Annotated in this window: 20 protein-coding genes; 4 read left to right on the top strand and 16 right to left on the bottom strand. The window is 63.0% G+C overall.

Annotated features, from left to right (window positions below; all coding sequences use genetic code 11):
- Positions 1-16: 16 nt before the first annotated feature.
- The 4 genes from EA187_RS07165 to EA187_RS07150 all read right to left on the bottom strand — a co-directional run bounded on the left by EA187_RS07165 (position 17) and on the right by EA187_RS07150 (position 5,832).
- Complete coding sequence (locus EA187_RS07165; RefSeq protein ID WP_115607747.1) at positions 17-925, bottom strand: universal stress protein; 909 nt, start codon at positions 923-925, stop codon at positions 17-19.
- A gap of 504 nt (positions 926-1,429) precedes the next feature.
- A complete protein-coding gene (locus EA187_RS07160) occupies positions 1,430-3,460 on the bottom strand; it encodes a hypothetical protein (protein ID WP_127779784.1) in 2,031 nt (676 codons plus the stop codon).
- Between the two features lie 627 nt (positions 3,461-4,087).
- A complete protein-coding gene (locus EA187_RS07155; RefSeq protein ID WP_127779783.1) occupies positions 4,088-4,780 on the bottom strand; it encodes a hypothetical protein in 693 nt (230 codons plus the stop codon).
- A 617-nt stretch (positions 4,781-5,397) separates the two neighbouring features.
- On the bottom strand, positions 5,398-5,832 hold the full coding sequence (locus EA187_RS07150; RefSeq protein WP_127779781.1) for a YciI family protein: 435 nt from the start codon (positions 5,830-5,832) through the stop codon (positions 5,398-5,400).
- 732 nt (positions 5,833-6,564) lie between these two features.
- Here EA187_RS07150 and EA187_RS07145 point away from each other — a divergent pair.
- Positions 6,565-7,608, top strand: a complete 1,044-nt coding sequence (locus tag EA187_RS07145; RefSeq protein WP_115606412.1) for a hypothetical protein — start codon at positions 6,565-6,567, stop codon at positions 7,606-7,608.
- A 402-nt stretch (positions 7,609-8,010) separates the two neighbouring features.
- Here EA187_RS07145 and EA187_RS07140 read toward each other — a convergent pair whose 3' ends face one another.
- From EA187_RS07140 to EA187_RS07120, 5 genes are all read right to left on the bottom strand, one after another.
- A complete protein-coding gene (locus EA187_RS07140; protein WP_127779779.1) occupies positions 8,011-8,472 on the bottom strand; it encodes a hypothetical protein in 462 nt (153 codons plus the stop codon).
- Positions 8,473-8,540: 68 nt separating this feature from the next.
- Positions 8,541-9,008: a hypothetical protein gene (locus EA187_RS07135; RefSeq protein WP_127779777.1), complete on the bottom strand. Its 468-nt coding sequence runs from the start codon at positions 9,006-9,008 to the stop codon at positions 8,541-8,543.
- A gap of 191 nt (positions 9,009-9,199) precedes the next feature.
- Positions 9,200-9,622 carry a YeeE/YedE family protein gene (locus EA187_RS07130; RefSeq protein ID WP_115606420.1) on the bottom strand — a complete coding sequence of 141 codons (423 nt, stop codon included), beginning with the start codon at positions 9,620-9,622 and terminating at the stop codon, positions 9,200-9,202.
- Positions 9,619-10,065 (bottom strand): YeeE/YedE family protein, encoded by a 447-nt coding sequence (locus EA187_RS07125; RefSeq protein ID WP_115606423.1) that lies wholly within the window; start codon positions 10,063-10,065, stop codon positions 9,619-9,621. The genes EA187_RS07130 and EA187_RS07125 overlap by 4 nt, the downstream gene beginning before the upstream one ends.
- A 4-nt stretch (positions 10,066-10,069) precedes the next feature.
- Positions 10,070-10,981: an MBL fold metallo-hydrolase gene (locus EA187_RS07120; RefSeq protein ID WP_127779775.1), complete on the bottom strand. Its 912-nt coding sequence runs from the start codon at positions 10,979-10,981 to the stop codon at positions 10,070-10,072.
- Between the two features lie 300 nt (positions 10,982-11,281).
- On the opposite strand from EA187_RS07120, the gene EA187_RS07115 reads away from it, so the two are divergent.
- Positions 11,282-12,214: a sigma-54 interaction domain-containing protein gene (locus EA187_RS07115; RefSeq protein ID WP_206524214.1), complete on the top strand. Its 933-nt coding sequence runs from the start codon at positions 11,282-11,284 to the stop codon at positions 12,212-12,214.
- Positions 12,215-12,233: 19 nt separating this feature from the next.
- Here EA187_RS07115 and EA187_RS20335 read toward each other — a convergent pair whose 3' ends face one another.
- The 3 genes from EA187_RS20335 to EA187_RS07100 form a co-directional block, all read right to left on the bottom strand.
- Positions 12,234-12,416, bottom strand: coding sequence for a hypothetical protein (locus tag EA187_RS20335; protein WP_164856080.1), 183 nt, complete (start codon positions 12,414-12,416; stop codon positions 12,234-12,236).
- An 88-nt stretch (positions 12,417-12,504) separates the two neighbouring features.
- Positions 12,505-12,735, bottom strand: a complete 231-nt coding sequence (locus tag EA187_RS07105) for a hypothetical protein (protein ID WP_127779769.1) — start codon at positions 12,733-12,735, stop codon at positions 12,505-12,507.
- A gap of 561 nt (positions 12,736-13,296) precedes the next feature.
- Entirely contained in the window at positions 13,297-14,403 is a 1,107-nt protein-coding gene (locus tag EA187_RS07100; RefSeq protein WP_164856079.1) for an RCC1 domain-containing protein, read from the bottom strand.
- A gap of 559 nt (positions 14,404-14,962) precedes the next feature.
- Here EA187_RS07100 and EA187_RS07095 point away from each other — a divergent pair.
- Positions 14,963-15,391: a hypothetical protein gene (locus EA187_RS07095; RefSeq protein WP_127779767.1), complete on the top strand. Its 429-nt coding sequence runs from the start codon at positions 14,963-14,965 to the stop codon at positions 15,389-15,391.
- 421 nt (positions 15,392-15,812) lie between these two features.
- On the opposite strand, the gene EA187_RS07090 is transcribed toward EA187_RS07095, so the two are convergent.
- From EA187_RS07090 to trhA, 3 genes are all read right to left on the bottom strand, one after another.
- Positions 15,813-17,741, bottom strand: a complete 1,929-nt coding sequence (locus EA187_RS07090) for a DUF7305 domain-containing protein (protein ID WP_127779765.1) — start codon at positions 17,739-17,741, stop codon at positions 15,813-15,815.
- 612 nt (positions 17,742-18,353) lie between these two features.
- Positions 18,354-20,369: a pre-peptidase C-terminal domain-containing protein gene (locus tag EA187_RS07085; protein ID WP_164856078.1), complete on the bottom strand. Its 2,016-nt coding sequence runs from the start codon at positions 20,367-20,369 to the stop codon at positions 18,354-18,356.
- Between the two features lie 513 nt (positions 20,370-20,882).
- Positions 20,883-21,536 carry a PAQR family membrane homeostasis protein TrhA gene (gene trhA, locus EA187_RS07080; protein WP_127779761.1) on the bottom strand — a complete coding sequence of 218 codons (654 nt, stop codon included), beginning with the start codon at positions 21,534-21,536 and terminating at the stop codon, positions 20,883-20,885.
- 202 nt (positions 21,537-21,738) lie between these two features.
- On the opposite strand from trhA, the gene EA187_RS07075 reads away from it, so the two are divergent.
- Entirely contained in the window at positions 21,739-23,742 is a 2,004-nt protein-coding gene (locus tag EA187_RS07075; protein WP_127779760.1) for a hypothetical protein, read from the top strand.
- A gap of 566 nt (positions 23,743-24,308) precedes the next feature.
- On the opposite strand, the gene EA187_RS07070 is transcribed toward EA187_RS07075, so the two are convergent.
- Positions 24,309-25,256: a hypothetical protein gene (locus EA187_RS07070; protein ID WP_127779758.1), complete on the bottom strand. Its 948-nt coding sequence runs from the start codon at positions 25,254-25,256 to the stop codon at positions 24,309-24,311.
- Positions 25,257-25,390: the final 134 nt, after the last annotated feature.

The raw sequence follows: 25,390 nt of genomic DNA, 5'->3' as shown, positions 1-25,390 counted from the left end.
CGAGCGGGCTTCGCGCTCAGGTGTCGAGGTGTTCCTCAGGAGGCACGAGCATCAAGGAGGTGGGGTGTTTTCGAGCCATGGCGCTGGCGATCGAGCCCAGGGCGCGGTCCTTAAGGGCGGAGCGGCTCTTTTTACCCAGGATCAGAAGATCGACGGGCTGCGTCTCGCAGTGGTGGGTGAGGGTGGCGACGGTGGGGCCGGTGTAGACGTGGGAGGCGAAGGTCAGCTCGGGGTAGAGCGTTTTGACCTGGACGCCGAGCTCAATCAGGCCTTCGCGGGTGCGCTCGGTGAGCTGCGCGATGTCTTGAGGGGAGAGGTAGTTGACCAGGCCTGTGTTGAGCGTGGGGGTGGGAGTGTCGTGGAGAATATGCACCAGATCGAGCTGCGCGCCGGTCAGATGCGCCAGGTGTGCTCCGCTGAAGAGGGCGGCCTGGGAGCCGGGAAGAAAGTCAACGGCAACGCTCAGCCGGGGCGTCGCGCTCAGGGTGTCGTGTTCGGGTTGCACCAGCACGGTCTTGCAGGGGGCGCGGTGGGCGAGCTTCATGGCAGTGGAGCCGAGCAGGGCGCGGCTGATGCTGCCGGCTCCGTTGGTCCCGAGCACGAGCCAGTCGACGTGGTGTTTGGTGCAGTAGTCGGTGATGACGGCGGCGGGTTTGCCCTCTTCGAGGAGGATGTCGATGTCGTCGGTGTGGGGGTCTAAGGTGCGCAACCAGTCGCGGAGCTGATGGGTCTGACGGGCGTTGATATCGGGGTTTTCGGAGAGTCGCTCCCCGGCGTGGATGGCGTAATACTCGGGGGGCGCGACGTAGAGGGCGCTCAGGGACGCGGGGCGCTCGGAGCTGAGGATGCGCTCGCGCAGGTCAAGGGCCCAGCGTGCGGCGCTTTCGGCTTCCAGGGAGAGGTCGGTGGCCAGAAGGATCTTCATCGGGGCCTCGGCGTCGGGTGTTTCGATAAGGTTGTGCAGGCTTTTAGAAGGTAGGCGCCGGCGGCTCTTTCCCAAAGGTGTTGAAGTTCGCGATGCTGGTCGATTCGTGAGGGCGGCTTTTGGTGCGCGATTTGTGGTTAGGTGGTTGAGGGGCGCAGTGGTTCGCGGGTGTTGGGCGATTTGTGGTTGGGTGGTTGAGGGGCGCGGTGGTTCGCGATGCTGGTCGATTCGTGAGGGCGGCTTTTGGTGCGCGTGTTGTGGTTGGGTGGTTGAGGGGCGCTGTGGTTCGCGGGTGTTGGGCGATTTGTGGTTGGGTGGTTGAGGGGCGCGGTGGTTCGCGGTGTTGGTCGATTCGTGGGGGCGGCTTTTGGTGCGCGTGTTGTGGGGCGATGTTGGTCAATTCGTGAGGGCGGCTTTTGGTGCGCGTGTTGGGGTTGGGGGGGCATGAAAAAAGGCCGGAGCGAGCTCCGGCCTTCGGTGGTGTTGGGGGGCTGGCTGAAAGGATCAGCGGGGGAAGACGCAGGGGGCGTTGTTGCAGACGTCGACGATGGTGCCGGTGCGGAAGAACTCGATCATCTGCTGCTGGTGCTCTTCGAGGCGGCGGGGAAGGCCGTGGGGGTCGCCGAATTCGTCTTCGGGGGGCTGGTGGCCGATGGCGGGCCAGGGGTTTCCGAAGTCGTAGAGGACCACCCCGGAGCCTTCATGGGGGTAGGAGGTGGTGGGGGCGGCGTAGGGCTGGCGGTCGACGTCGTAGTTCGCCATCAGGGGGATGCCGATGTCGGTGCGGGCGACGATCTCGTTGGTGACCACGGCGACCTGGTAGTCGCCTTTGGCCGGGGCGAGCAGGGCGCGCTTGTTGCTTTCGAAGAAGGGGGCGTGGTGGATGTGGCGCATGTAGCTGATGGGGTCGATGGTGTCCCAGAGCAGTTGAATGGCGGCGATGGTCAGGCCCTGGTCGACGCGGTCGGGGTAGCCCAGGTTCAAAAAGGCGAAGTAGGTGCCAAAGTTGACCGAGCGCTCCATGAGCATGGCGTAGTTGATGCCGGGTACGCCCAGGTGGCCGCGCTCAATGTCGGGGGTCAGCGCCAGGAAGGTGGCCCCGAAGATGCCGCCCTGGGAGATGCCCATGTAGTAGTGCTCATCGGGGTTGACGACGATGTTGAAGGGCTGGAGCTCATCGATCGCGCTGAGTCCTTCGCGCATCGCGCGGGTGAGCACGGCGTAGTTGACGATGCCCTGGTGCATGCGGTCGACGAGCTCTTCAAAATAGGTGGCGTGCTGCAGCGCGGAGCTGGCCAGGGCGATGTCGTCGGAGGAGAAGCCGGAGAAGGAGGTGGCGAAGAAGATCAGGTTGTTCTCGTTGGCGATCTTCGCGGTGTCGTTGGAGCCGTAGGTGATCTCTTCGCCGCTGCCGAGCATGCCGTGGCCGTAGGTGACAAGGCCGTGGGGGGTGCCGTCGAGGGCAGAATGGGGAATGCGCAGCCAGAAGGTGGCCTCCAGCGTGCCGTCCTGGAGGATGGTGCCCTCGTCGGTGCGGTTGAGCAGAAAGCCTTTGGCCGGAGCACGCTCCGAGCGGGTGACAAAGGAGGGCACGGTGTAGGTGCCCAGGATGTCCAGCGCGATGTGCGGGTGCTCCTCGGGGGTGTTTTCGGTGAGAATATCGATGGTGAATTCCACCGGGGTCTGGTCGATGGCGCTGAGCGCATCGTCGACCATGGCGCGCACATCGCCGTGGAGGCTCTCGGAGCTTCCGGTGTGGAAATCCCAGGCCAGGGTGAGTTCGTCGCGCGAGACGCCTTCGTCTTCGAGGATGTCGAAGAGGCGATCGAAGCGGGGCTGGCGCCAGGCCAGCTCCGGATCCTCTGCGGCCTCGCCAGTGCGGTAAGCCTCAAAGGCATCGGAGGGCTCAAAGGGCTGCCCCTCGGTGTTCTGCAGGTTGCGCAGGGCCACGATGTAGTGGCTGTTGAGCTCCAGGATCACCGCCGGGCGGATGTAGAGGACCTGTGTCTCGGAAGAGGGGGCTTTGGAGTCGAGTTCAGCCCAGAAGGGCACATGTTCGACGCCTTCCTCGGTGACGCGCAGAAGCAGGATCTGGCGCTCGTCGTCTTCGAGGGAGCGCTCAATGGAGTCTTCGGCGGGCATCCGGGAGGTGTCGATGTCGGGGAAGAGCACGGTGATGGGGGTGCCCAGGCCGTAGCCGTCGAGGCGGCGGTAGGCGTCGGGGGCAATGTGGCCGGTGCGGCTTTTGGGGAGGCTCTCTGCGCCAAAGTCCAGCGTGTAGCCGGTGGGGCGGCTCTCGTCCTCCTGAAGGTAGAGGCTGGAGGGCCAGGGCAGCGTGCAGTACGAGGGCATCAGCGCGTCGCAGTCGGTGGTGCGCGCGGTGGGGAGTGGCCCTGTGTCGGTATCGGCGTCGGAGCCAGCGTCTTCGGAGCTGTCTGGAAGACCCGCGTCGGGAGTCTCGGTGTCGGCGGGCTCGGAGCAGGCCGTAAGAAGTGCGCTAAGCGCCAGGGGCCAGAGCAGGTGGGTGCGGTGCATGGGAGTCCTCATCAGCGGCGTTTTTCAAATAAGGCCGACGTGCGCGCCAGAGGCTAAGGCGCTGCGTCGGCGAACTTCGGGCGGACGGCCAGGGTGCGGGGCCGAGCTTGGATGGCTTCGCGATGAATGATGCCGCGAAAACCCTCGGCGCGAAAGGGCAGGTCGCAGCGAGGCTCGTGCTCCGAGGTTCGGGCGTCGATCGGGGTCAGGCAGGTGCTCGTGATGGAGCAGGTGCTCGGTTTCGGTCTCAAGCTGGTGATGGTGCAGGTGCAGGTGCTCCGGGCGTTGACGATGGACGTTGCGTTGAAGGCTCGCGAGCCCTTTTTTCGGGATCGGAGGATCGAGAGGAGAGCTCGCGAGCCCTTTTTTTGGGATCGGAGGAGCGAGAGGAGGGCTCGCGAGCCTTGATTTTCTTCATCCATGAGGGCGCGAAAGGCTCGCGAGCCCTTTTTTCGGGATCGGAGGAGCGAGAGGAGGGCTCGCGAGCCTTGATTCTCTTCATCCATGAGGGCGCGAAAGGCTCGCGAGCCTTCGGGCGCTTCATCGCATCGAAAAAGCAGTGCTTCAGGGCATGTTTTTCATCACAAATGTTGAACGGATGTTCAGATTCGGATGCGATTGCTCGGGTTAGAGCTGGGCCTGGCGCTCGTTTTTGCGGTGTTTGGCGTAAGCGATGCCCACGCCGGCGGTGGAGAGGGCGAGTGTGGCGGTCAGCAGCAGCCAGAAAAGAGCGCCGGAGGAGGGTCGGGCGTTGAGGTGGTCGCGCAGCGCGATGTCAAAGGCGCTGAAGCAGCGCTCGATGGGGGTGTTCCAGGCATGAAATTGGGCCGCGCCGCCTTCGCCGGCCGGAAGGTTCGCAAAGGTGGGGTCGAAGCAGGAGTCGAGCTCGGTGCGAAGGCCGGCAAGGGTGGCCTCGGTGAGTTCGCCCGTGGCCAGGGCCTGGTCGAGAAGCTCGTGGCGGCGCCGGTGGTAGTCTTCCTGGCGAGGCAGCGCGGCGCTGGCTTCGCGCAGAAAATCGGCGCGGTGGCGCATGGCGTTGAAGTCCGTGTTGTCTTGCAACTCGCCAGTGGCTTCGCACGAGGCCAGGGCCCCGGTGCGCCACGCTTCCAGGGTTTGCATGGACTCTCGGGTGGGGTGGCCAGCGTCGAGGCGCTCGACCAGCGACGACAACTCGCCGGGGGCGGGCATCGCGGCGACGGTCTGACAGCGGGAGTTGGAGGTGGGCTGGGCGACAGCCTCCGGGGTGCTGAGCAGGGTCAGGGTGGCGATGAGGGGCAGGAGGAGGGCGGTCTGGCGTAGAGGTTGAGGGAGGTGGGGCATCGTGGGCTCGGTGGCGAGTTCTGTGGGGGCACAGGTTGGCGCGGGGAAGTTGCGGGATCTGTGGGGAGTGAAGATTGGCACGGAGGTGGGTGCGATGCCAGCCGGGCTTGTGGTTTCGGGGGAGGGAGATGACCGAGGTTTGCCGGCGGTCGAGTGTTTATGCGGTTGGGAGGTGACCGAGGGTTGTCGGCGGTCGAGTGTTTATGCGGTTTGGGGGTGACCGAGGGTCATGTTTTGAGGTGACCGAGGGTCATGATTGGAGGTGACCGAGGGTCATGATTGGAGGTGACCGAGGGTCGTGTTTGGAGGTGACCGAGGGTCGTCGGCGGTCGAGTGTTTATGCGGTTGGGAGGTGACCGAGGGTCGTGTTTGGAGGTGACCGAGGGTCGTCGGCGGTCGAGTGTTTATGCGGTTGGGAGATGACCGAGGGTCGTGTTTGGAGGTGACCGAGGGTCGTGATTGGAGGTGACCCAGGGTCATGATTGGAGGTGACCGAGGGTCGTGTTTTGAGATGACCCTGGGTCATGATTGGAGGTGACCCAGGGTCGCCTGATCACAAGGTGTAGTGCGGGTGTGAGGCGACCCACGGTCAATGCGACAGGGGGTCGCACGTCGGTTCAGGAGGGCGGATTCTGCTGGAGTTTTTCTCGCATACGCGCCTCCTGTTCGCGCAGTTCCGGGGTGAACTCCTCGCCAAAATCTTCGTCTTCAAAGATGGGGCGAAGCTCCAGCTCCGCCTCCTCGCCAGGCATGGGGGAGGGGCAGCGGCGAGCCCAGGCAATGGCGTCTTCCATGGAGTCGACCTGCCAGATCCAGAAGCCGGCGATGAGGTCTTTGGTTTCGGCGAAAGGGCCGTCGGTGACGGAGGTGCCGCTCTCGGTAAGTCGCACGCGCGCCCCCCTGCGGCTCGGGTGCAGGCCCTCGCCGGCGACCATCACGCCGGCGTCCACGAGCTGCTGGTTGTAATTGCCCATCGCCGTGAGTTGCTCTTCGGTGGGCATGGTACCGGCTTCGGAGTTGGGAGTAGCTTTGACGATGACCATCACGCGCATGATGTGCTCCTTCGTTGGGGTGTAGAAGATGGCCCGAGTGGGGCCGGGCGAGTGGGTTAATAGCTTGTCGAAGAAGGTGCGGCGGGATCGACGAAGGGTCTAGATCTTTTTGTTCAAGGAGGGAGATGGGAGGTGACCGAGGGTCGTCGGCGGTCGAGTGTTTATACGGCTTGGAGGTGACCGAGGGTCGTTGCTGGAGGTGACTGAGGGTCATGGTTGGATCAGTAAATATGCGGTTTTGAGGTGACCGAGGGTCGTTTATGGGGGTGACCGTGGGTCATGTTTTGAGGTGACCGAGGGTCGTTTATGGAGGTGACCAAGGGTCATGATTGGAGGTGACCGAGGGTCGTGTTTTGAGGTGACCGAGGGTCGTGTTTTGAGGTGACCGAGGGTCGTTGCTGGAGATGACCCAGGGTCATGGTTGGAGCAGTAAATATGCGGCTTGGAGGCGACCCAGGGTCATGTCTGGAGGTGACCGAGGGTCGTCGGCGGTCGAGTGTTTATGCGGTTTTGAGGTGACCGAGGGCCGTGATTGAAGGTGACCGAAGGTCGTATGCCGTGTGACCGAAGGATGCCGAGGAGTAGGTTGGGTTATGAGTCTAAGTTGTTGAGGCGTCGTGCTTTTTGGGGATTTGAGGGTGGGGTGAGCGTGCTTGACATTTCACCGGGGCGTAGCAAGCTGGGCCTCGACGTGGGGGGCGACCAACTTTTGAGGAAAGCGCGGAGTAGAGCATGCGAGAAAAGATGTGGTGGATGGCCGCGGTACTCAGCGGCGCGGTGATGGTGGCCGGCTGTGGTGGCGAGGATGTGGGGCAGGACGACGTAAGCGGGGAGGATGTGGGGGATGTCTCGGACGCGGGCGGGGACGCCGGCGATGTGGAGGATGACGGAGGGGAAGACAGCGATGTGATTTCGGACGTCGGTGATGATGCCGATGTGGAAAACGACATCGGTCCCGACGCCGATGTGGAGGATGACGCCGGCGATGTGGTGGTGCCCGATGATTGTCCCTCGGGGCAGCGGGCCAACAAGACCAGCGGGGAGTGCGAAGTGGTGCCGACGCTGCTGGTCTACACCCAGGACTTGCAGTCCTACCGGGATGGGGAGCTGGCCTCGGAGCAGCGGGGAGTGCTGGTGTGCGCCAGCGCGAGTGAGACGAGCGGGAGCCTCCCGCGCGTGGCGCTGGCCCAGGGGGAGCGCTGCCGTGTGTATGGCGAGGGGCTCAGCGAGCCGCCGGAGATCACGGCATATGATGCCGGTCCGGTCACATTGGTCGGGCTCAATCCGGTCAACCCGGCGGCGTATACGCCGAGCGAATTCGGCTCGTGCTATCAGCCGCCCTCGGGGATGGTGGGGCAGTTTTTGTTTGATCGAGAGGCGGAGCTGCGCGTGATCTCCGCGGGCACCGAGGGGGAGGTCGAGGCGGAGTTTCCGGCGTTCAACCGCACCATTCAGACGATCGCGCCCGCCGATTTTTCGCACGACCCCATCGCTCCGGGCGAAGCGATGGAGCTGAGCTGGACGCCTAACGCCGATGCTTCCGAGGTGCGTCTGGATGTGGACGCCCGCGGTGCGGATGGCTCGCATGTGACGATCGTGTGTGAGGTCGCCGACAACGGGCGCTACGTGATTCCGGCCGAGTTGACGGAGTATCTGCCCGAGGAGCGCACCAGCGCGTTTGTGTACCTGGAGCAGAGCCATACCGAGCGCATTGAACCCGAAGATTCCAATGTGCTGATCATGCTCTCGACCGGCGCGGCGGTGCGTAAGCGCTGAGCTCAGATCATCGTTGGGGGGTAATGACCGTGGGTCGCATCTCACGCCGTGTTTAAGCGGTTGAGAAGCGACCCACGGTCATTTTGATGCTCTGTCAGGAGGTGACCGAGGATCGTGTTTGAAAGTGACCGTAGGTCGCATCTCACGCCGTGTTTAAGCGGTTGAGAAGCGACCCACGGTCATTTTGATGCTCTGTCAGGAGGTGACCGAGGGTCGTGTTTGAAGGTGACCGTAGGTCGCATCTCACGCCGTGTTTATGCGGTTGAGAGGTGACCCACGGTCATTTTGATGCCGTCGTAGCAGGTGACCGAGGGTCGTGTTTGAAGGTGACCGAGGGTCGCATCAGATGCCCTGTTTATGCGGTTGAGAGGTGACCCACGGTCGTTGGGAAGCCGGGCAGAGTTAAAAACGCTGCTCGCCATGGCAGACCGTGGGGGTTTGTGCGGCGTCGACCTGAAGCGTGAAGCTCTCATCGCCGTGGTTGATGGTGTATTCGCCGGGCTCCAGCGCGGGGATGGCGCAGGTGGCCTGGAGTTGGCCGCAGTCGTCGGTGCAGGCACCTCCGGCGGTGCTGGTGTCGAGGTAAGAGGCGGAGGAGGTGAGCGTGATGGTGGTGCCCTCGACGCTGGCCTGGCAGCTTGCCTGCGGAGCTTTTGAGCAGCTCGATGAGAGGCAGACCGGCAGGGTGACGCTGAGCGAGGGGATCTGGCGCTCGCTGTAGTCCTGCGGGTCGTCGGCCAGGTGCAGGCAGACGGTGCCTTCGTTCTCAAAGGTGATGTGCTCGGGGTCCTCGTTCGCCTCGCTGCAGGCGACGATGAGGGGGAGAGCGAGCAGGCTGATGGCGAGGCGGCGGGTAGAAAGCATGGTGAACCCTTCAGAAATTTAAGGTGGATATGTCAGAAGATTGACATCTCTCGGGGGAGCAATGCTCTTTAAGAGGCGTTTGCCTCCAGGCATCCGGAGAGCTCGGAGGGGACCGTGAAGGTGTAGGTATCCTGACCGTGGGTCAGGGTGTACTGACCTTCGGGCAGGGCGGGGATTTCACACTCGGCGTGGAGGAGGCCGCAGTCAGCGGTGCAGCTGCCATACGCGGTGCTGGTGTCCAGGTAGGAGCCCTCCGAGGTGAGGGTGATGGTGTTGTGGGTCGCGTCGAGCGCGACCTGGCAGGAGGCCCGAGAGTCGGAGGAGCAGCTCGAGGAGAGGCAGCCCGGGAGCTCGACGATCACCTCGATGGGAGTCTCCACCTCAAGCGACGCATCATCAGCGAAGCTAAAGCGGTTGAGGCAGACCTCGCCCTCGTTCTCAAAGGTCTTAAGCACGGGGTCAGACTCCCCGGAGCAGGCCGTCAGCAGGCCGATGGCCAGGGTCAGGGGGAGCCAGAAGTAAGGGTTGCCGCTCATCGTGTGCTCCGTAGGAAGAGGTGTTTCCGTGGGGGAGGCGCCGGGCAAGTCCGGCGAGTCTCCTTGTGTAAAGCAAACGTGATGCCAGCGAAGCACAAGAATGCCTGTGTCATAAAAAAAAGCCCGAATCCTCAGGTTGAGGATCCGGGCCGGGGTATGGCGGTCATCATCGTCCGATGATCAGCGCTGCATCATGCGGTTTTCGGTGCAAAGAATCGGTCGGCGACAAGGATTCCGACGAGCATGGCGGGCACAAAGATCAGGGCGGAGGTTAAGCCGCCGGAGGCGGTGGTCAGGGCGGGGCCGGGACAGAAGCCGGCCAGGCCCCAGCCGATACCGAAGAGCGCACCACCGATGACCAGGCGCTTATCGATGTCTTTACGCGTGGGCAGGTAGAAGCGCGGCGCAAAGAGGGGACGATGGCGTTTGGAGATGAGGGGGTAGCTGATGGTGTAGACCAGCACGGCGCCACCCATCACAAAGGCCAGGGAGGGGTCCCAGTTGCCGAAGATGTCGAGAAAGCCAAGGACTTTTTCGGGGCGAGTCATCTGGGAGACGCCCAGCCCGATGGCGAAGATAAGCCCGGAGAGGGCGATAGCGATGTGTCGAATCATCCGAACGCTCCAACGGCCAGGGTGCGGGTAATGAAGACGGTGATCATGGCGGCAGCCATAAAGGAGAGGGTTGCCACCAGGGAGCGCGCCGAGAAGCGGGAGAGTCCGCAGACGCCGTGTCCGCTGGTGCATCCGTTGCCGACGCGCGTGCCTACGCCGACGATAAGGCCGGCAGGGATGAGCCACGCCGCGCTGAGTTGCACGTCGGTGGCGACGAGTTCAGGGGCGAGGAAGCGGAGCAGGATGCCTCCGCCGACCATGCCTGCGACGAAGAAGGCCTGCCAGGGCAGCGCGCCAAGTTTGTCGGAGCCGCCTTTAAAAAGGCCGGCAAGGATGCCGCTGATGCCGGCGATGCGACCCTCGGTGGCCAGAAGAAGGGTGGCGGCAAGGCCGATGATGATGCCGCCGAGGGCGGCGCTGATGGGGGTAAATTCGACAACCATGAGATCAGACCTCCTCGAGGGTCAGGTCGGCATCCGGCGTGGAGGCCGGGCGGAAGACGTTCACGGGGATGCGCAGGTAGCGCTTTTCGTTATCTTCGGGCTGGGGAAGGGAGCCGGCGTCGATGTTGACCTGCAGGCTCTGCAGGAGAAGCTTCGGCGCTGCGAGGGTCTTATCGCGGGAGTCGCGCATCGCCACGAAATCCTCCTCGGAGCGTCCCTCGGGAAGCTGCACGTTGTTAGCTTTCTGCTCGGCAATGGTGCTCATGAACTGCACCTCGCGGCCTGTGGGCTGGTAGTCATGGCCGACAAAGACGCGGGTTTCATCGGGGAGTTTGTAGAGCTTTTCGGTGATGGAGTGGTGCAGCGCCTGGCTGGAGCCGCCGGGGAAGTCGCAGCGGCCGGTGCCGAAGTCGGGCATGAAGATCGTGTCACCGGTAAAGATGGCGTCGTCAATCCGGTAGGTGGAGCAGGCCGGGGTGTGTCCGGGGGTGTAGATCGTTTCGATCTTCAGCGAGCCCGCCTCCAGGACCTCGCCCTCTTCGAGCAGCAGGTCGAACTGGCTGCCGTCGGTGGGGAAGTCGTCCGGGAGGTTGAAGACCTTTTTAAAGAGCTGCTGGACCTCGGTGATACGGGCGCCGATGGCCAGGCGAGCTTTGGGGAAGTGGACTTTGACGTGCTGGGCACCGGAGAGGTGATCGGCGTGGGCGTGGGTCTCCAGGATGTAGTGGAGGGTGAGCTTTTGCTCTTTGAGGAAGTTAACGGCGTGGTCGGCCGACTCGGTCCACATCGCTGATGCGTGGGGTTCGTAGTCGAGAACCGGATCGATGAGCACCGCGTCGCGGGTCTCGGGGTCGTAGACGACGTAGGTCAGGGTGTTGGTGCGAGCATCATAAAAAGGCCGGGTTTTGATGGTCATGCGAAACCTCCGAGTTGAGTGTGTTCGCCTTCGAGGCGTTGTCGAACTCTACTAATTGCCAGATGCGTGCCAATGTGACGAAAAAATGAGCATGCGCTTATTTTATGCGGTGATTCGGGGATCCGCCTGAGAAAATGAAGGTCCGTGAGGGGTTTTTTGTTCCACTATTGTTTCGAAATCGTTTAAGTGTTGAAACGAAACATGGTGCAACGGATGCAACGTACATGAAACTCGGTCTGAGCAAAGGGTGAGACGAGGATGATCAAGCGGCCGCAGCGACGGGGAAGGAACTTTTTCGGGATGATCAGCGGGGCCCCTCAGATGGAGGAGCTCTTCGGGCTGTTGGAGCGTGTGGCCCGGGCCGATGTAAGCGTGCTGGTACGCGGGGAGACGGGCACCGGCAAGGAGCTTGTGGCGCGGGCCATTCACGAACTCTCGCCGCGAAAAGGGCGTGCGTTTCGGGCCGTGAACTGCGCGAGTTTCAACTCGGAGCTGCTGGCCAGCGAGCTTTTCGGGCATGTGCGGGGGGCGTTCACCGGGGCGGTCAAAGACCGGCGAGGGCTCTTTGCGCTGGCCGATGGTGGGAGCGTGTTTCTCGATGAGCTCGCTGAGATTCCGCTGGAGGTGCAGGCCAGGTTGTTGCGCGTGCTGCAGGAGCAGCGCTTTGTGCCGGTGGGGGGAACGGACGCGGTGAAGGTGGATGTGCGTCTGATCTCGGCGACGAATAAGGCGCTTCGTCGGGAGGTGGAGCAGGGGCGTTTTCGCGAGGATCTGATGTATCGGGTGCGGGTGGTTCCGATCTTTTTGCCGCCTCTGGTGGAGCGTCATGGCGATATTGAACTCCTGGTGTGGCACTTCATCGAGGAGTTCAACGCGCGGGAGGGGATGCCACGGCGCATTGAGGGGTTGAGCGAGGAGGCATTCGAGGCGCTGCAGAGCTACGGGTGGCCGGGAAATGTGCGGGAGCTTCGTAACGTGATCGAGTACGCCTTTGTGGTCGGGGAGGGAGAGGTGTTGGCGTACGAGGACCTTCCGCCGGAGCTGCGTGGCGAGGGGCCGGTGGACAGCCGGGAGGTGGAGCGCAACGGTGGGGAGAGCGGGCGCAGCGAACGCCAGGAGATCGTGGCGGCGCTCAGGGCGGCAGGGGGCAGCCGCGAAGATGCTGCCGCCGCGCTGGGTGTCAGCCGCACCACTCTGTGGCGGCGGATGAAGGAGTACGGGATCGAGGACTGAGACTGAGGCGGAGGAGCGCTTAGAGCTCGTCGGGCTCTTCGTACTCGATCTGAGGCGGAGAGTCGTCGGGGGTGTTTTCCTCAAAGGGCTGGCCCCAGGGGTCGTAGAAGCGCCGACGTTTTCTCGTGGGCTCTTCGGCTTGCTTTTCGGCCTGGGCGCCGGTCGTTGAGGCTGTAGCGCAGGCTCCCAGGGTGGGGCTCATGAACAGCATCGCCAGGGGCAAAAGCATGGCGAGGGAGGGGTATGGCGAGCGGTACATCGGCAGGCCTGGTGGGGAGGATTGTGAGGCGTTATGGGCCCTCAAGGGGCTCGACCTCTATGGGGTGGTCGGGGTCGGGTTCGGGCTCTTGATCGGCGGGGTCTTCGTCGACGTCGGGTTGAGGGACTCCCTCCCAGGGGTCGGTGTAGGGAGGAGGGGGGGCGGGCTCCTCATCGGCACGGGAGGTAGAGGCGCAGGCTCCCGCGGAGACAAGAAACACGCTTGAGACGAAGATATTTCGCAGGAGGTGAAGAGGGTGCATCGGAGCGCTCCGGGGTCGAGAGGAGGGTGAGCGCGTTGAACGTGGGGACGAATCGAGACGGGGGCAAGTGCGGGAGGTGAGGGGGGCTTTAAGGGGATGTCGCGAGGTGTGGGGATGACCGTGGATCGTCGCAGGTGAGTTAGTTGTGCGGTTGAGAGGTGACCTACGGTCATGGTGGTTGGGTGAGTTCTGGCAGTTCGTGAGGATGACCGAGGGTCGTCACAGGTGAGGCCATGATGCGGTTGAGAGGTGACCTACGGTCATGGTGTGAGGATGACCGAGGGTCGTCACAGGTGAGGCCATGATGCGGTTGAGAGGTGACCTACGGTCATGGTGTGAGGATGACCGAGGGTCGTCACGGGTGAGGCAATAATGCGGTTGAGAGGTGACCTACGGTCATGGTGTGAGGATGACCGAGGGTCGTCACAGGTGAGGCCATGATGCGGTTGAGAGGCGACCTACGGTCATGGTGTGAGGATGACCGAGGGTCGTCCCAGGTGAGGCCATGATGCGGTTGAGGGGTGACCTACGGTTGCCCGAAGGGGGGCAGCATGAGGTGTTTTAGTCGGTGGCATTCTCGAGTTTGCGGCAGGCGATCTGGTGGTCGTCCTGGATGCCGCAGATGCCGCCCATTGCGCCGTGCATGGCTCGGGTTCGGGAGAGGAGAGGAGTGGCGTTGAAGCGGGTTGCAGTGTCTGCGGGGGCGTCGGGCGGACCGCCGGCGCAGAAGACCGTGGCGTCGATGGTTCGGAAGCAGATTGCTGCCCCGGATGTGGCGAGCTCCGCGAGTGCCAGGGCGCCGGGGATGGGGGTGGGCTCGGCGCGGGGAAGGCGGTCGCCCAGGCCGAGCTGGCCGAAGGAGTTGTCGCCCCAGCAGGTCAGGGTGCGCTCCGGGCCAGTTACGGTGCAGGTGTGGTAGCCGGCGGCGGCGATGGCGTGAGCGGGCTCGGAGAGTTTCAGTTGAAGAGGGGCCGGGGCGATGTCGCCTTCGGTGCTGGTGCCCAGGGCACCGTGGCGATTATGACCCCAGCAGAAGACGTCACCGGTCTCGGTGAGCGCGCAGGTGTGCTCAAGGCCGGCGGTCAGGGCGATGGCTTTTTTGTTGAGTTCAACCGGTTGTGGGGTGGGGTCGGGTGAGGAGGCGGAGCCCCGTCCGAGCTGTCCACGACGGTTTTCGCCCCAGCAGAAGACCCGGCCGTCGGCGCTCAGGGCGCAGGCGTGGTAGGCGCCGAGCGCGGCGGCCGTGACCGGGGGAAGGTCGGCGATGCGTACGGGCATCGGGCTGTTGTCGGCGTCGGTGGTCGCGCCGAGCAGGCCACTTTCGTTGCCGCCCCAGCACCACAGAGCGCCCTCGGTGTCCCAGGCGCAGCTGTTGTGGACGGGGGAGAGAGCGACGCCGGCGGCGTTCTGGAGGCCTTCGACCGGTTGGAGCTCGCCGCGCGTCGTGTGGGTGTTGTCGCCGAGTTGCCCGGCGGCGTTGGCACCGGCGCACCAGACCTTTCCGTCGGAGCCGAGCGCGCAGGCGTGCTCCGCGGACATCAGAAAGAGGGAGGTGGCGGGGCGTGGGGGCGCGTCGGTGGAGTCGATGCCCTTGCGCTCGCAGGAGGAGAGCAGGCCGATGCTGGCGAGCAATGCCAGGAGGGCGGCGCGTGGGCGAGGAGAGGGCATGTTTGGCATCATCGTGGCGAGTCAGGGGAAGGCGAAGGCAGCGAGCCCGACATGCGAAGACAAAAGGAGCGCGTGGGGTCGGAGCGCCAATGTAGCATGCTGGCGGGGGAGGTCGAGAGGGCGAGGGAGGGGGCGCGGTGGTCGAGCTGGGGGGTCAACGCGCGTGGGACTCGCATGGCTGAGGGCTGGTATCAAGCCGTGAGCCAGCGTTGACGTCATGTCTGCTGCATCAAAAACACAGCGGAGTGCGTTGCAACGTCTCGACGATGCGAGAGCATCGCCTTTTGTTTCTCGCCATGCCCGAGACGCTCTCGGCTTCGTAGCCTTCGGCGTCAACATGGGCTCACGACGTTATGGCTTCGTGCGGTCAAGGGGCCGATGTGAGCCATAGGAAGACCGTTGGTTGGCTGTTGTGTGATGACGGTGGGCTGAGAGGTCGCCGCGGTGCGTGTTGACGTCGCCGGCTCACTTCGCTAACTCTAAGGCATCGCAAAACCAATGTGGGTTAACCATGTCAGCCGCTGCTGTGCGGTCGGCGCAACTTTAAGTGGGGAAAGTTATGCGTATGGATGTGAGGCAGGGGCATTTTTATGTGCTGTTTATGATGGCGGTATGTGTGTGCATGTCGGGATGTGGCGAGTTAGGTGAGCCTGATACCGATCATTTCGTCGGAACCTATCAGGGGTCGGCGACGCTGAGTGGTTCGGGGTCTCAAACCTTCACGTCCAACATTATTGTGACGGCGGGAACAACGGCGGACTTGCTGATTTCGGTGGATGATCTTCGCAATATTCGGGCGACGGTTCAGGGTGATACAACATTTACGATCGACTCTCAGAGTTTGCCCATGACCGATCGTAACGGCAATGCATATACGGTAACTGCCCAGGGGAATGGCACGGTCGTGGGCAATGTGTTTGCGATGAATGCGACGCTCTCGGGACCCGGCGGGATGCTCACGTTGACAGCAAATGGCAACCGCCTTTGAGATATCTCATAACTAAAGTGCAGATGGTTTGAAGCTGAACCCACGTCTAGAATTGGACGTGGGTTTTTTGTTGCCGGGGAGTTGGAGGGGGGGATGCACGACCGCGGGTTGGGCGATGTTCAGGGGCTATGCAGTCGGGAGGTGATTTTTGGTCGTTGGGGCAGGACGTAGGGATGTGTGTCGATCGAGCGGTGATGATGGGGCGTCTGGTGAGAAATGACTGTGGGGTATCTTGAGCCTGTGGCGTGTGATGTCTGAGGCTGACCCGGGGTTGCGGAAGGACGAGGTTTTATGCGGTCGAGAGACGACCGTGGGTTATCCGGGGGTGAGGTAATCTGTGGACGCAAAACGCCACGAGCCGGGCTCCCTGAGGGAGCCCGGCTCGTGGTGAAGGCGGTGTGTGTATGGCGTGCGGTAGGGGTTAACCGACGATACAGATGCCGCTGTCGCCGGAACGAGCGCACATGCCGCTGCAGCAGTCACTGTTGTAGACGCAGGGCTGGGTGGTAGTGCGACAGGAGGCGGTTCCGCAGAAGCCTTCTTCGCAGCTCAGCGGGGCGCAGCAGTCGCCGCTGGAGGAGCAGGCCTCATCAAGGCTGGAGCAGACCGGCTCGGGCTCGGGATCGGTATCACCGGCATCCGGGTTGGGATCGGTATCACCGGCGTCGGGGTCGGGATCGGTGTCACCGGCATCCGGGTTAGGGTCGGCAGGATCGGGATCAGGGTCGGGATCTACGACGGGGATCTCGCAAACATCGCCGGAGCGCTGGACCTGGCGGTCATAGTGGATGGCAACCGGCGCGGTGATCTGAATCTCGTTGGCGAAGAGGCCCCCGAAGATCTCGACGTTGTCGACGATCTGGATGCGGCCCGGGTAGGCGTAGATGAAGCCGCCGACGAGCACATCGCTGGTGATCTGGAGACGCTCTCCGCTGATGTAGAAGCGGGTGTTGGCCGGGTAGTTGGCCGAGCCCAGCTCCATGCCGCTGGCGTTGATGGCGCCGTCGATAAAGACGTCGAGTTCGGCGTCGGGGGCGGCTTTGATCACCAGGCGGCCGGCGTCGACATCGCCGCCGATGAAGAGCGCGGTGCGTCCGGTGGCGTGGATGACCAGCTCACCGCCGACGCTGATGCCGTCGAGGTAGTACTGACCGCAGGGGAGCTCCAGGCGGTTGTAATTGCTGCCCATCAGCGCGTTGGGCTGCAGGCCGATGACGTCGTTGTCATTGAAGGTGGAGCGTTGGGCGACCAGCGCTTCGACCGGCACGCGCTCATCTTCGGCGCAGCCACAGGGGTCGGGGACCGAGACGGGCGCGCGGACGAGATCGTTGTAGGAGACGCCGCCGCCGATGATGCCGGATTGGGGGATGGTCAGGCGCTTTTCGATGGCGATGGAGCCCCCGATCGAGCGGGCGATGAAGGCGTCTTCGTTGACGGTGGTGAGCGCGGAGCTGGTGGCGTCCGGTCCGCCTACGTGCAGCTCGCCGCGGATGGTGTTTTGGGCGGCGTTAAAGCCCATGGAGCCGTTGGGGCCCAACCAGACCGAGCCGCCGATGTCGACGAAGCTGTTGGTGTTGAAGTCGCCGTTGGAGCCGACGCTTCCGCCCAGGGAGCCGGGCAGGTAGGGACCTTCGCGGCTGTCGAAGGCGTCGGTGGTCAGGCCGGCGGTGAAGCGGGAGTCGCTGCAGGTGCACATGGCCCAGCGGAAGGTCTCTTCGGCGACGTCGCCGGCGCAGAGATCACCGTCAACTTCATCGAAGCGGATCGGGGGGCCTCCACCAGCACAGAAGTCGGGCTCGTCAAAGGTGAGGGCGGGGACGCAGGCGCTTTCGACGCAGCCTTCGCCTTCGCCGCATGCGATACCGCATCCGCCGCAGTTGTTGTTATCGGTCTGGAAGTCGACGCAGGCGCGATCGCAGATGTTTTCGCCGGGGCGGCACTCTTGCATGCAGAAGCCGCCGGAGCAGGCTTCGTTTTCGCCGCAGACGTTGCCGCATCCGCCGCAGTTATCCGGGTCGACCTTGGGGCTGGTGCAGACCTCGTCGCAGATCAGCTGGTACTCGCCAGCACAGGCAAAGCGATCGGGATCCTCGACGGGTTCGGTCGGATTGGTGGGACCGGTGTCGGCGTCAGGGTTTCCGGAGTCATCGGCGTCGGCGTCAGGGGTTCCGGAGTCATCGGGGGTGGCGTCGGGGGTTCCGGAGTCGTTCGGGTTTCCAGAGTCGTTCGGGTCTCCGGAGTCTGCGGGGATGTCGGTGTCGGTGTCGGTCACGTCATCGGAGCATCCCAGGGGGATGAGGGTGAGTGAGAGCACCGCGCATAAGGTAAGGAGAGCGCGAGAGTTCAACATACATGGCTCCTGCCCGTTCATCGATCAGGTTGGGAAATCGGCGAGTTGTGAGACGAAAAGTCTGGTGACGATGGTGGCGGAAGTTTCGGGAGATCTCAAGAGGAGCAGGCGTAAGGTGTTGTAACGCAAAAAGAGATGCTTGGGGCGGGGAGGAGGGGGAGGTGACCGAGAGGGGGAGGTGATCGGAGGGATTTGAGAATGTGGCTATTGATGCCGTGGAGGCCGACCCAGGGTTGATGGAGGCCGAGGAATTATGCGGTTGATGTGTGACCGTGGGTTGATGGAGGCCGAGGAATTATGCGGTTGATGTGTGACCGTGGGTTGATGGAGGCCGAGGAATTATGCGGTTGAGATGTGACCATGGGTTGATGGAGGCCGAGGAATTATGCGGTTGAGATGTGACCGTGGGTTGATGGAGGCCAAGGAACTATGCAGTTGATGTGTGACCGTGGGTTGATGGAGGCCGAGGAATGATGCGGTTGAGATGTGACCGTGGGTCGTTTTGAGGAGGGTTCATCTAAGGTTGAGCGGCGGGTGTTTCAGCGGGCAAGAAATGAGGAAGAGCCACTTCCCGGGGAAGTGGCTCTCGGTGTGTGAGGCGATAGCGCGGGATTATTCGTAGGTTACACGCAGTGTGAGACCGCTAAAGCCCTCGTAAGCGTTGATCAGGATATGCCACTCGCCGCTTTGCGGGTTTTCGAGGGTGATCGATTCGTTACTGCCGTAGCGGAAGGGGCGGTAGTCGAATGTGGATGTGGTGGGAGCCTGACCGAGGCGCAGGTAGAGGTCGGCGTCGCCGTTTTCACCGATGGTTTCGAAGGTGGCTGAGTGCAGTCCCTGGGGGAGAGCGATGGTGTATCGGAGCTGCTGGCCGGAGCCGGCGGAGAGGTCGGTGAGTTCGGCGACGGTGGGCTGGGGCGAGGGGCGCTGGACAGCCCCTTCGGTCAGTTCCGCGCTAAGGGTGAGGCCCTGGTAGGGTTGGTAGGCGTTGAGCATAATATACCAGCGGCCGGCCTGTGGGGTGTTGATGGAGCAGACTTCATTGTTGCCGGATTCATAGGGCCGGCAGTCGTAGGTCGACTCGGTGGGGCGGCTGCCAAAGCGCAGGTAGAGGTCGGCGTCGCCGGAGCCGGAGGCCGATTCGATGCGGAGGTTTTCGGTGCCCTCGGGGACGTCGATGTAATAGAAGCGTTGGGAGCCGGCGGCGCCGCTTACGTTGGTGCGGGGTTCTCCGTCGATCAGGGCGTCTGAGGGTTGGGGCTGGTTGGAGACGCTGACTGTGACGGTGGCCGAGGCGGAGTTGGTGTCGCCATCGGTGTCGGTGACGGTGAGTGTGACGGTGTACTGGCCAGCGGTGGCGTAGGTGTGGGTGGGGGAGGACTGGTTGGAGGACTGCCCGTCGCCGAAGTTCCACAGCCAGGAGGTGATGGCGGAGTCGCCCGCCGAGCTTTGATCGGAGAAGGAGACGGTGAGCCCGTTGACGTTGCCGGTGAAGTCGGCATCGGGGGGAAGTGCCGGGGTGTTGCCGACGGTGGTGAAGAGTCCATTGCGGAAGTTGATGAGCGAGCAGCGCATACGGTTGACCTGCTCTTCGGAGAAGCCGGTCATGCAGCTGTCGGGGGTATAATTCATGAAGTTGCGGATGGGGTTGGTGCCGCCTCCGCAGCTGCTGGAGCGGACCTGACATTCGTAGTCGGGGCCGCGGTGGGCGACCGTGTCGGCGATGAGGTCGCCGGTGGAGTAGGGGCTGGAGGCGCTCCCGCAGCCGTCCTGGAAGGTGTGGAAGAGGCCCAGGTAGTGGCCGACCTCGTGGGTGGCGGTGCGCCCCTGGTTGAACATACCGGCCTGGGGGGCATTGCGGCCCACGACGTTCCAGGCGAGTACGACGCCATCTTCGCCGTCGCCAGCCGAGGTCTGGGGGAAGGTGGCGTAGCCGAGAGCGCCGCTGGCGTCGTTGGTGTAGATGTTGAGGTAGCGATCCGGGTCCCAGGCCAGGGCGGCTTTCATCGGGGTGACGCCGTAGCCCGGGTCGACAAACCAGGAGTTGTTGGTGTGGTAGTTGATGCCGTTGGTGGCGCTTCCGTCGGGGGCCTGGCTGGCAAGCATAAACTGGATGCGGGCGTCGACGCCGTTGCGGCCCGGGGTGGCTGGCAGCGCGCGGAAGTCTTCGTTGAGGACGTCGATCTGGCTTCGGATCAGAGCGTCGGATATATAGCCGGTGCCGTCAGTGCGCTGGATGACGTGGAAGACCACCGGGATCTCAAGGATCTCGTCGGGGGCGTAGAGGGGGTTTATGGAGGTGTAGTTATAACCGCACGAGGCTGCCGAGCGGTTGCTCAGCGGAAGTTGTGCCGCGCTGACATCGTGGGCGGTGGCGCAGCGGCGGCCGCTGTTGCGGAACTCATCGGATTGGTGGAAGTCGGCCACGGAGCGATAACGGGTATCGCCCAGGATGACGTGTCCCTCCCTGGTGAGCTCCGGAGAGGCCAGCGCGGCATCTTCTTCGTTGGCGTCTTCGGGAAGGGGTTCAGTGTAGGGAGAGATGTAGGGGTCGGTGCCGCAAGCAGTGGCGCTGAGGGTGGCGAGGGTCAGAGCAATGGCGAGTGGGGTCCGCGGAGCCAACATCATGCGTGTCCTCATCGGGCAAACAGGGAAATCAGCAACAAAGGGGGACCACGTCTATCAGCGGCGTGGTCGGAAGAGCTGTTTTGCGGGCCGACAGAAGGGTAGGATTCGTCGAGGGGATCGTCAAATTCGGGGAGATGAAGATGTGTTAAGGGAGGATGAAAGGGGGGGGGGCTGCTCTGGTGAAGCGGCGACCGAGGGTTGGTCGTGGGGCAGTATTTATGCGGTGTTGCGGTGACCGTGGGTTGGTGTTTCGGTGACCGTGGGTCGGTCGAAGTCGTGGGTTTATGAGGGTGCGCAGCGATGACCGAGGGTTGGTTGTGGGGCAGTCGTTGCGCGGTGTTCGGGTGAGCGTGGGGCGGTAGAAAAGGTGACCGTGGGTCGGTCGAAGTCGTGTGTTTATGAGGGGGCGCGACGATGACCGAGGGTTGGTTGTGAAGCAACATCTACGGGGTGCTTACGTGACCGTGGGGCGCACGAGGTGGTTTTTTAGTGGGGTGCTCGAGTGACCATGGGTCAGGTCGCAACGATAGTGACCATGGCAAAATGCATGGCGGCGGCGATGACGACCAGGGTGTGGAAGACCTCGTGGTAGCCGAAGGTGGCCGGGGCGGGGTTGGGGCGTTTAAGGGCGTAGGCAAGGGCGCCGAGCGTGAAGGCGACGCCACCGCCGAGCATCAGAAGGACCGTCGTTAAGCCGTAGTCGGCGTAGATGCGGGGGACGGCCGGGACGCTGGTCCAGCCGAGCAGGACGCAGATCAGGGCAGTGATGAACTTGGGGGCGCGTGGCCACAGAAATTCTTTGAGGGTGCCCAGGACGGCGCCCGACCATACGAGGATGAGCAGGGCTTTGCCGCCGGCGGCGCTCATGGCCAGCAGACAGATGGGGGTGAAGGTGCCGGCGATGAGGATAAAGATGGCGGCGTGGTCGAGTTTGCGCATGTGGGCGCGCGCTTTCGGGGGCCAGTTGATGATGTGGTAGGTGGCGCTTGTGGCCAGAAGGTTGACCAGGCTTGTGGCGTAGATGGCCGTGGCCAGGCGCGCCTGGGGGCTTGAGGCGAAGAGTACGAGCATGATGCCGGCGCCGAGGGCGGCGAAGGCCGATGCGTAGTGGATGTGGCCGCGGAGGCGAGGTTTTTCGGGGGCGTCGAGGGAGCGGGCTGGACTCATGGCGTGTCCGGTGGTGAGATAGGAGCAAAGGATGTGGCGTTCACGACCTCTTGAACTCTGGCTGGAAGTCGCCGGGTTCGCAAGAGGGACTCCAACTGTCGACGGTCGTTAGTGGGTCGGGCTTGGAGTAGTGCTAAGTGGTTGGTATGTCGGCGTGAATCGATGATCGGATCGCGCTGCTGAAAGATTTGGGAGTGGAGCGATGGGACGATTTTCAAAGATTTACAGCGGATTGGGGTTGATGCTGGCGTTGTCGGGATGCCGGGGGGATGAGCCTTTGGAGCCCGTCGATGTGGAGGTCGGGGAGGATGCGGGGGATGTCGCCGATGGCGGGGACGCTGGTGATACTGGCGAGGTCGTCGAAGATCCCTCTGCGATGGCCAATGCGATGGGGCAGGGGGGGCATGTGTTGTTGCCCTGGCCGGCGGCTCAGTACCAGGAGGCGGGTGAGGATGGCGTTGAGGTGCGCGTGGCCCAGGCGTTGATTCCGGCGGGGTTTGACGGGGAGCTCCTCGGAGGAAGCGGAGCGAGTCGAGTTGCCCCGATGGTGACCTGGTTGGAGGGAGGGATCGATCCGCGGGGTTTGCCGGACGCTGATGACTGGGGGGCGACGCTTGGCGAGGAGAGTCTGGTGCAGGTGGTTGTTGTGGAAGAGGGGCAAGAACCACGGCGCTGGCCGGTGCTGGCTGAGATGGATTTGACCGCAAGGGAGCCCGGCGAGGCGACGCTCTTGATTCGGCCGCATCGGCCTTTCCCGGCTGGTGCGCAGGTGGTGGTGGGGCTTCGGCGCGGGTTACGAACATATGCGTGTGTGGACGATGAGGGCTCGGAGGCATGTGTGGAGCATGGGAGCTCGGAGGCGCTGGCACGCGTAGTGGGCGGGGAGCCTGCCGATGAGGCCGAGGAGGCCTGGGTTGTGCGTGGTGCCGATGCCATGCGGGCGGCGCTGGGGCTGATGGGGGAGGATGTGGAGGGGCTTGTGCAGGCGTGGAGTTTCCGGGTGAGGGATCGCGATGAAGTCGTCTCGGCTCTCATCGCGATGCAGCGTATCGCGAACGAGGCGGACGCCTCGAACTACCGCCTGGAAGATGTTGTGTATGAAGAGGATCGGGCTCTGGTTTACGGAGAGGTGGAGGTGCCCTGGTTCCTCGATGGGGAGGATCGGGTTGTGCTCGATGAGGCGGGGACGCCGCAGGTGGTCGAGCGGCGCTTTGTGGAGTTTTTAGTGACGGTGCCGCGCAGCGTCGATCGACGGCGTCCGGTGGTGCTTTTTGGCCACGGGTTTTTCAGCGCGATTGAAGAATCAACCTGGGGAAATCTCTTCGGGGGGCTTGAGCAGTGGGAGATGGCAGCGGTGACGACGCGTTTTTACGGGTTTGCGGAGGCCGATCTGGCAGATACCGCCGGGGTGCTCGCAGCGGATTCGTTGCAGGGATTGGTCGGGGTGATTGACTTGCAGCGTCAGTCGCAGGCGAACTTTACGGTGGTGCATAACATGCTCCGTGATCATCTGGCGGCCGAGCTGGAGGTTGATTTCGGGGAGGGGGCGTATCAGCCGCTGGACGGCGACGCGATCTCCTATATGGGGATCAGTAACGGGGGTACGCAGGGTTTTGTGATGATGAGTACATCGCCAGCGTTCAAGCGGGGGGCGTTGATTGTGCCCGGCGGGGGATGGTCGCATATGCTGCAACGGGCTGCGCAGTGGCCGACGTTGGGAGGACTTTTTACGCGACGCTATCGCAACCGGGCGGAGTTGCAGCTGGGGGTCTCGATGTTGCAGCAGATCTTCGATCCGGTGGATTCGTTGAATTACGCCGAGCTATTGCTCGAGGAGCGTCTTGAGGGGATGGATGCCAGGCCGGAGTTGCTGGTGGTGGAGGCGCTGCATGATTCCCAGGTGGCCAATATGGTCTCACGTTGGGTGGCCGGTGCGGCAGGAGTGCCCCAGGTGCTGCCAGGGGTGGAGGAAGTCTGGGAAGTGCCTCGGGTGGAGGCGTCGTCGCTTGTCGAGGGAGATGTGCGTGTGGGGTATGAGATCTACGATTTGGGGGTAGAGGCGCATCCTCCCGGCAACGTGGCTGCCGAGGAGAATGACGTGCATAACGATGTGCGTCTGCTGGAGTCGTATCGGGCGCAGGTCGGGGAGTTTTTAGAGAGCGGGAGGGTAGAGCGGTTTTGCGATGGCGTGTGTGATCCGGGTTGATGTAGGGGAAAATGACCGCGGTGTGTGTTTGATCGTGGGTTGCAGAATGACCGTGGGTCGCGGTTGCAGAATGACCGTGGGTCGCGGAATAACCGTAGGTTGTTGGATAACCGTAGGTTGTTGGATAACCGTAGGTCGAGCCAGGAAGAATGACCGTAGGTTGTTGGATAACCGTCGGTCGAGCCAGGCTGAGATATCGTGCCGTGAAATGGCCCGTTGAAGTGCGCCAGGGCATGCCTGGCTCGGCTGGGGATGGGGGACACCAGAGAGGTGCCATCGTCGACGGTGCCCCGACGCTCAATGCCACAACGCCTTGGAGGTCAGCCCGAGACGGGCGGCCTGCTGATCAGCTCGCGTGTGAAAAAGGCTCGGATCGTCGGAGTTGGATATCCTCGGGGATACCGGGGCCGTTATCTTTCACGCGTCTGAAACGTGGCGATCGTTGTGCCAGGTTGAGCGCGTAATCACAGGCTCGCATATTGGGGGGGGGCGTTGTGAGCGTGTGTTCGCTTTTGAAGAGCGATGCCAGTTATCAGACTGTCGTCGGAAACTCAGATTTCTGGCGATCAGGCTGCCACCGGCGGTTCCGCTGCTGAGCGGGGGAGAAAGACACCCAGTGAGACTGCCGGGGGAGGCGCACAGAGCACGGGAGAGTTTTTGCGCAGCCAGACCGTCCCGGCAGGAAAGGTGCAACGTCGAGGTTTGGCCCCGTTAAGCCACTTCTTACGTTGGCGGCGGTACACCTCTAAAAAGCTTCGATATTGCTCTCTGGCTTGCGCGATAAGTGCCGGGTCACCGGCTGCAAAGCGCGGACGAGTTCGCTTGCGCAGTACAGGCGTTCTGGGATCTTCCTGGGGAGCCGGAGGGACGAACATGTTGGGTTTGGGCTGAGCGGCAGGCCTCGCGGCCAGCAATGTTTGCCGGCCTTCTTCGATCAGGTTCTCAAAGTGCTCAATCACCTCTTCGAGCGAGAGTTTCTCGTAGCCGGGAGGTGGTTGAGGGATGAACTCGACGACGTCGGGTCGGTCATCGCCGTAGAAGCACTCTGGTTTTGGGACACGCATGGGTTTGCCCCAGTCTCGGGGGCGAATGACGAATCCGGGCCATGCGTCGAGGGAGTCAACCTCGCCGGTAGCGACGGGATTGAGGCAGGTGTAGACGATCTGCTGCTCAATGGCGTTGAGGTTGAGCAGGAGCACCTCGTTGAAGGGGGTGCGGTCCCAGAAACCGCCGCGAGTTCCCCGTGAGTGATTCATGGCGCGGGCAATGCCGGCGTTGAGGTCGCGCATGAAGTCGCTTCGGACAGCGTTGTGGTCGTGGACGATGGTGTGGATGTGATCGCACATCGCTACGACCGTGTGGACGCTCTGGTTGTGCTCCGTTGCGGCGCAGGCCATCTGATACGCGATGATTTCGTTGGTCGTGTCGCACGGGGTGAGCGTGTGCTCGTGTTGGTGGGTGTGACGGACAAGGGAGACGACTTCATTGGGCAGTTGGCGGCGAGGAAGCGTCATCGATGGACTCCGTGGTGTAGGTCAGTGTGGTACCACGACGTTCTATTATCGATGGATCGCTGCCAGTGTTGTCTGGAAATTGACTCGCTTGTGACAGGGGACGGAAGAAAGAGGTCGGATCGGCCTGGATTTAC

The sequence above is a fragment of the Lujinxingia sediminis genome (assembly GCF_004005565.1).
Lineage (GTDB): Bacteria > Myxococcota_A > Bradymonadia > Bradymonadales > Bradymonadaceae > Lujinxingia > Lujinxingia sediminis.
Note: the sequence above shows the minus strand (reverse complement) of the source record. Positions and strands in the feature narration are given on the sequence as shown.

Coding starts and splice junctions, on each gene's coding strand:
- EA187_RS07070 (WP_127779758.1), bottom strand. CDS start 25,256: ATGACGCTTCCTCGCCGCCAACTGCCCAATGAAGTCGTCTCCCTTGTC.
- EA187_RS07155 (WP_127779783.1), bottom strand. CDS start 4,780: ATGCCCCACCTCCCTCAACCTCTACGCCAGACCGCCCTCCTCCTGCCC.
- EA187_RS07145 (WP_115606412.1), top strand. CDS start 6,565: ATGCGAGAAAAGATGTGGTGGATGGCCGCGGTACTCAGCGGCGCGGTG.
- EA187_RS07100 (WP_164856079.1), bottom strand. CDS start 14,403: ATGCCCTCTCCTCGCCCACGCGCCGCCCTCCTGGCATTGCTCGCCAGC.
- EA187_RS07090 (WP_127779765.1), bottom strand. CDS start 17,741: ATGTTGAACTCTCGCGCTCTCCTTACCTTATGCGCGGTGCTCTCACTC.
- EA187_RS07120 (WP_127779775.1), bottom strand. CDS start 10,981: ATGACCATCAAAACCCGGCCTTTTTATGATGCTCGCACCAACACCCTG.
- EA187_RS07165 (WP_115607747.1), bottom strand. CDS start 925: ATGAAGATCCTTCTGGCCACCGACCTCTCCCTGGAAGCCGAAAGCGCC.
- EA187_RS07075 (WP_127779760.1), top strand. CDS start 21,739: ATGGGACGATTTTCAAAGATTTACAGCGGATTGGGGTTGATGCTGGCG.
- EA187_RS07160 (WP_127779784.1), bottom strand. CDS start 3,460: ATGCACCGCACCCACCTGCTCTGGCCCCTGGCGCTTAGCGCACTTCTT.
- EA187_RS07135 (WP_127779777.1), bottom strand. CDS start 9,008: ATGAGCGGCAACCCTTACTTCTGGCTCCCCCTGACCCTGGCCATCGGC.
- EA187_RS07085 (WP_164856078.1), bottom strand. CDS start 20,369: ATGATGTTGGCTCCGCGGACCCCACTCGCCATTGCTCTGACCCTCGCC.
- EA187_RS07095 (WP_127779767.1), top strand. CDS start 14,963: ATGCGTATGGATGTGAGGCAGGGGCATTTTTATGTGCTGTTTATGATG.
- EA187_RS07140 (WP_127779779.1), bottom strand. CDS start 8,472: ATGCTTTCTACCCGCCGCCTCGCCATCAGCCTGCTCGCTCTCCCCCTC.
- EA187_RS07105 (WP_127779769.1), bottom strand. CDS start 12,735: ATGCACCCTCTTCACCTCCTGCGAAATATCTTCGTCTCAAGCGTGTTT.
- trhA (WP_127779761.1), bottom strand. CDS start 21,536: ATGAGTCCAGCCCGCTCCCTCGACGCCCCCGAAAAACCTCGCCTCCGC.
- EA187_RS07130 (WP_115606420.1), bottom strand. CDS start 9,622: ATGATTCGACACATCGCTATCGCCCTCTCCGGGCTTATCTTCGCCATC.
- EA187_RS07150 (WP_127779781.1), bottom strand. CDS start 5,832: ATGCGCGTGATGGTCATCGTCAAAGCTACTCCCAACTCCGAAGCCGGT.
- EA187_RS07125 (WP_115606423.1), bottom strand. CDS start 10,065: ATGGTTGTCGAATTTACCCCCATCAGCGCCGCCCTCGGCGGCATCATC.
- EA187_RS20335 (WP_164856080.1), bottom strand. CDS start 12,416: ATGAGCCCCACCCTGGGAGCCTGCGCTACAGCCTCAACGACCGGCGCC.
- EA187_RS07115 (WP_206524214.1), top strand. CDS start 11,282: ATGATCAGCGGGGCCCCTCAGATGGAGGAGCTCTTCGGGCTGTTGGAG.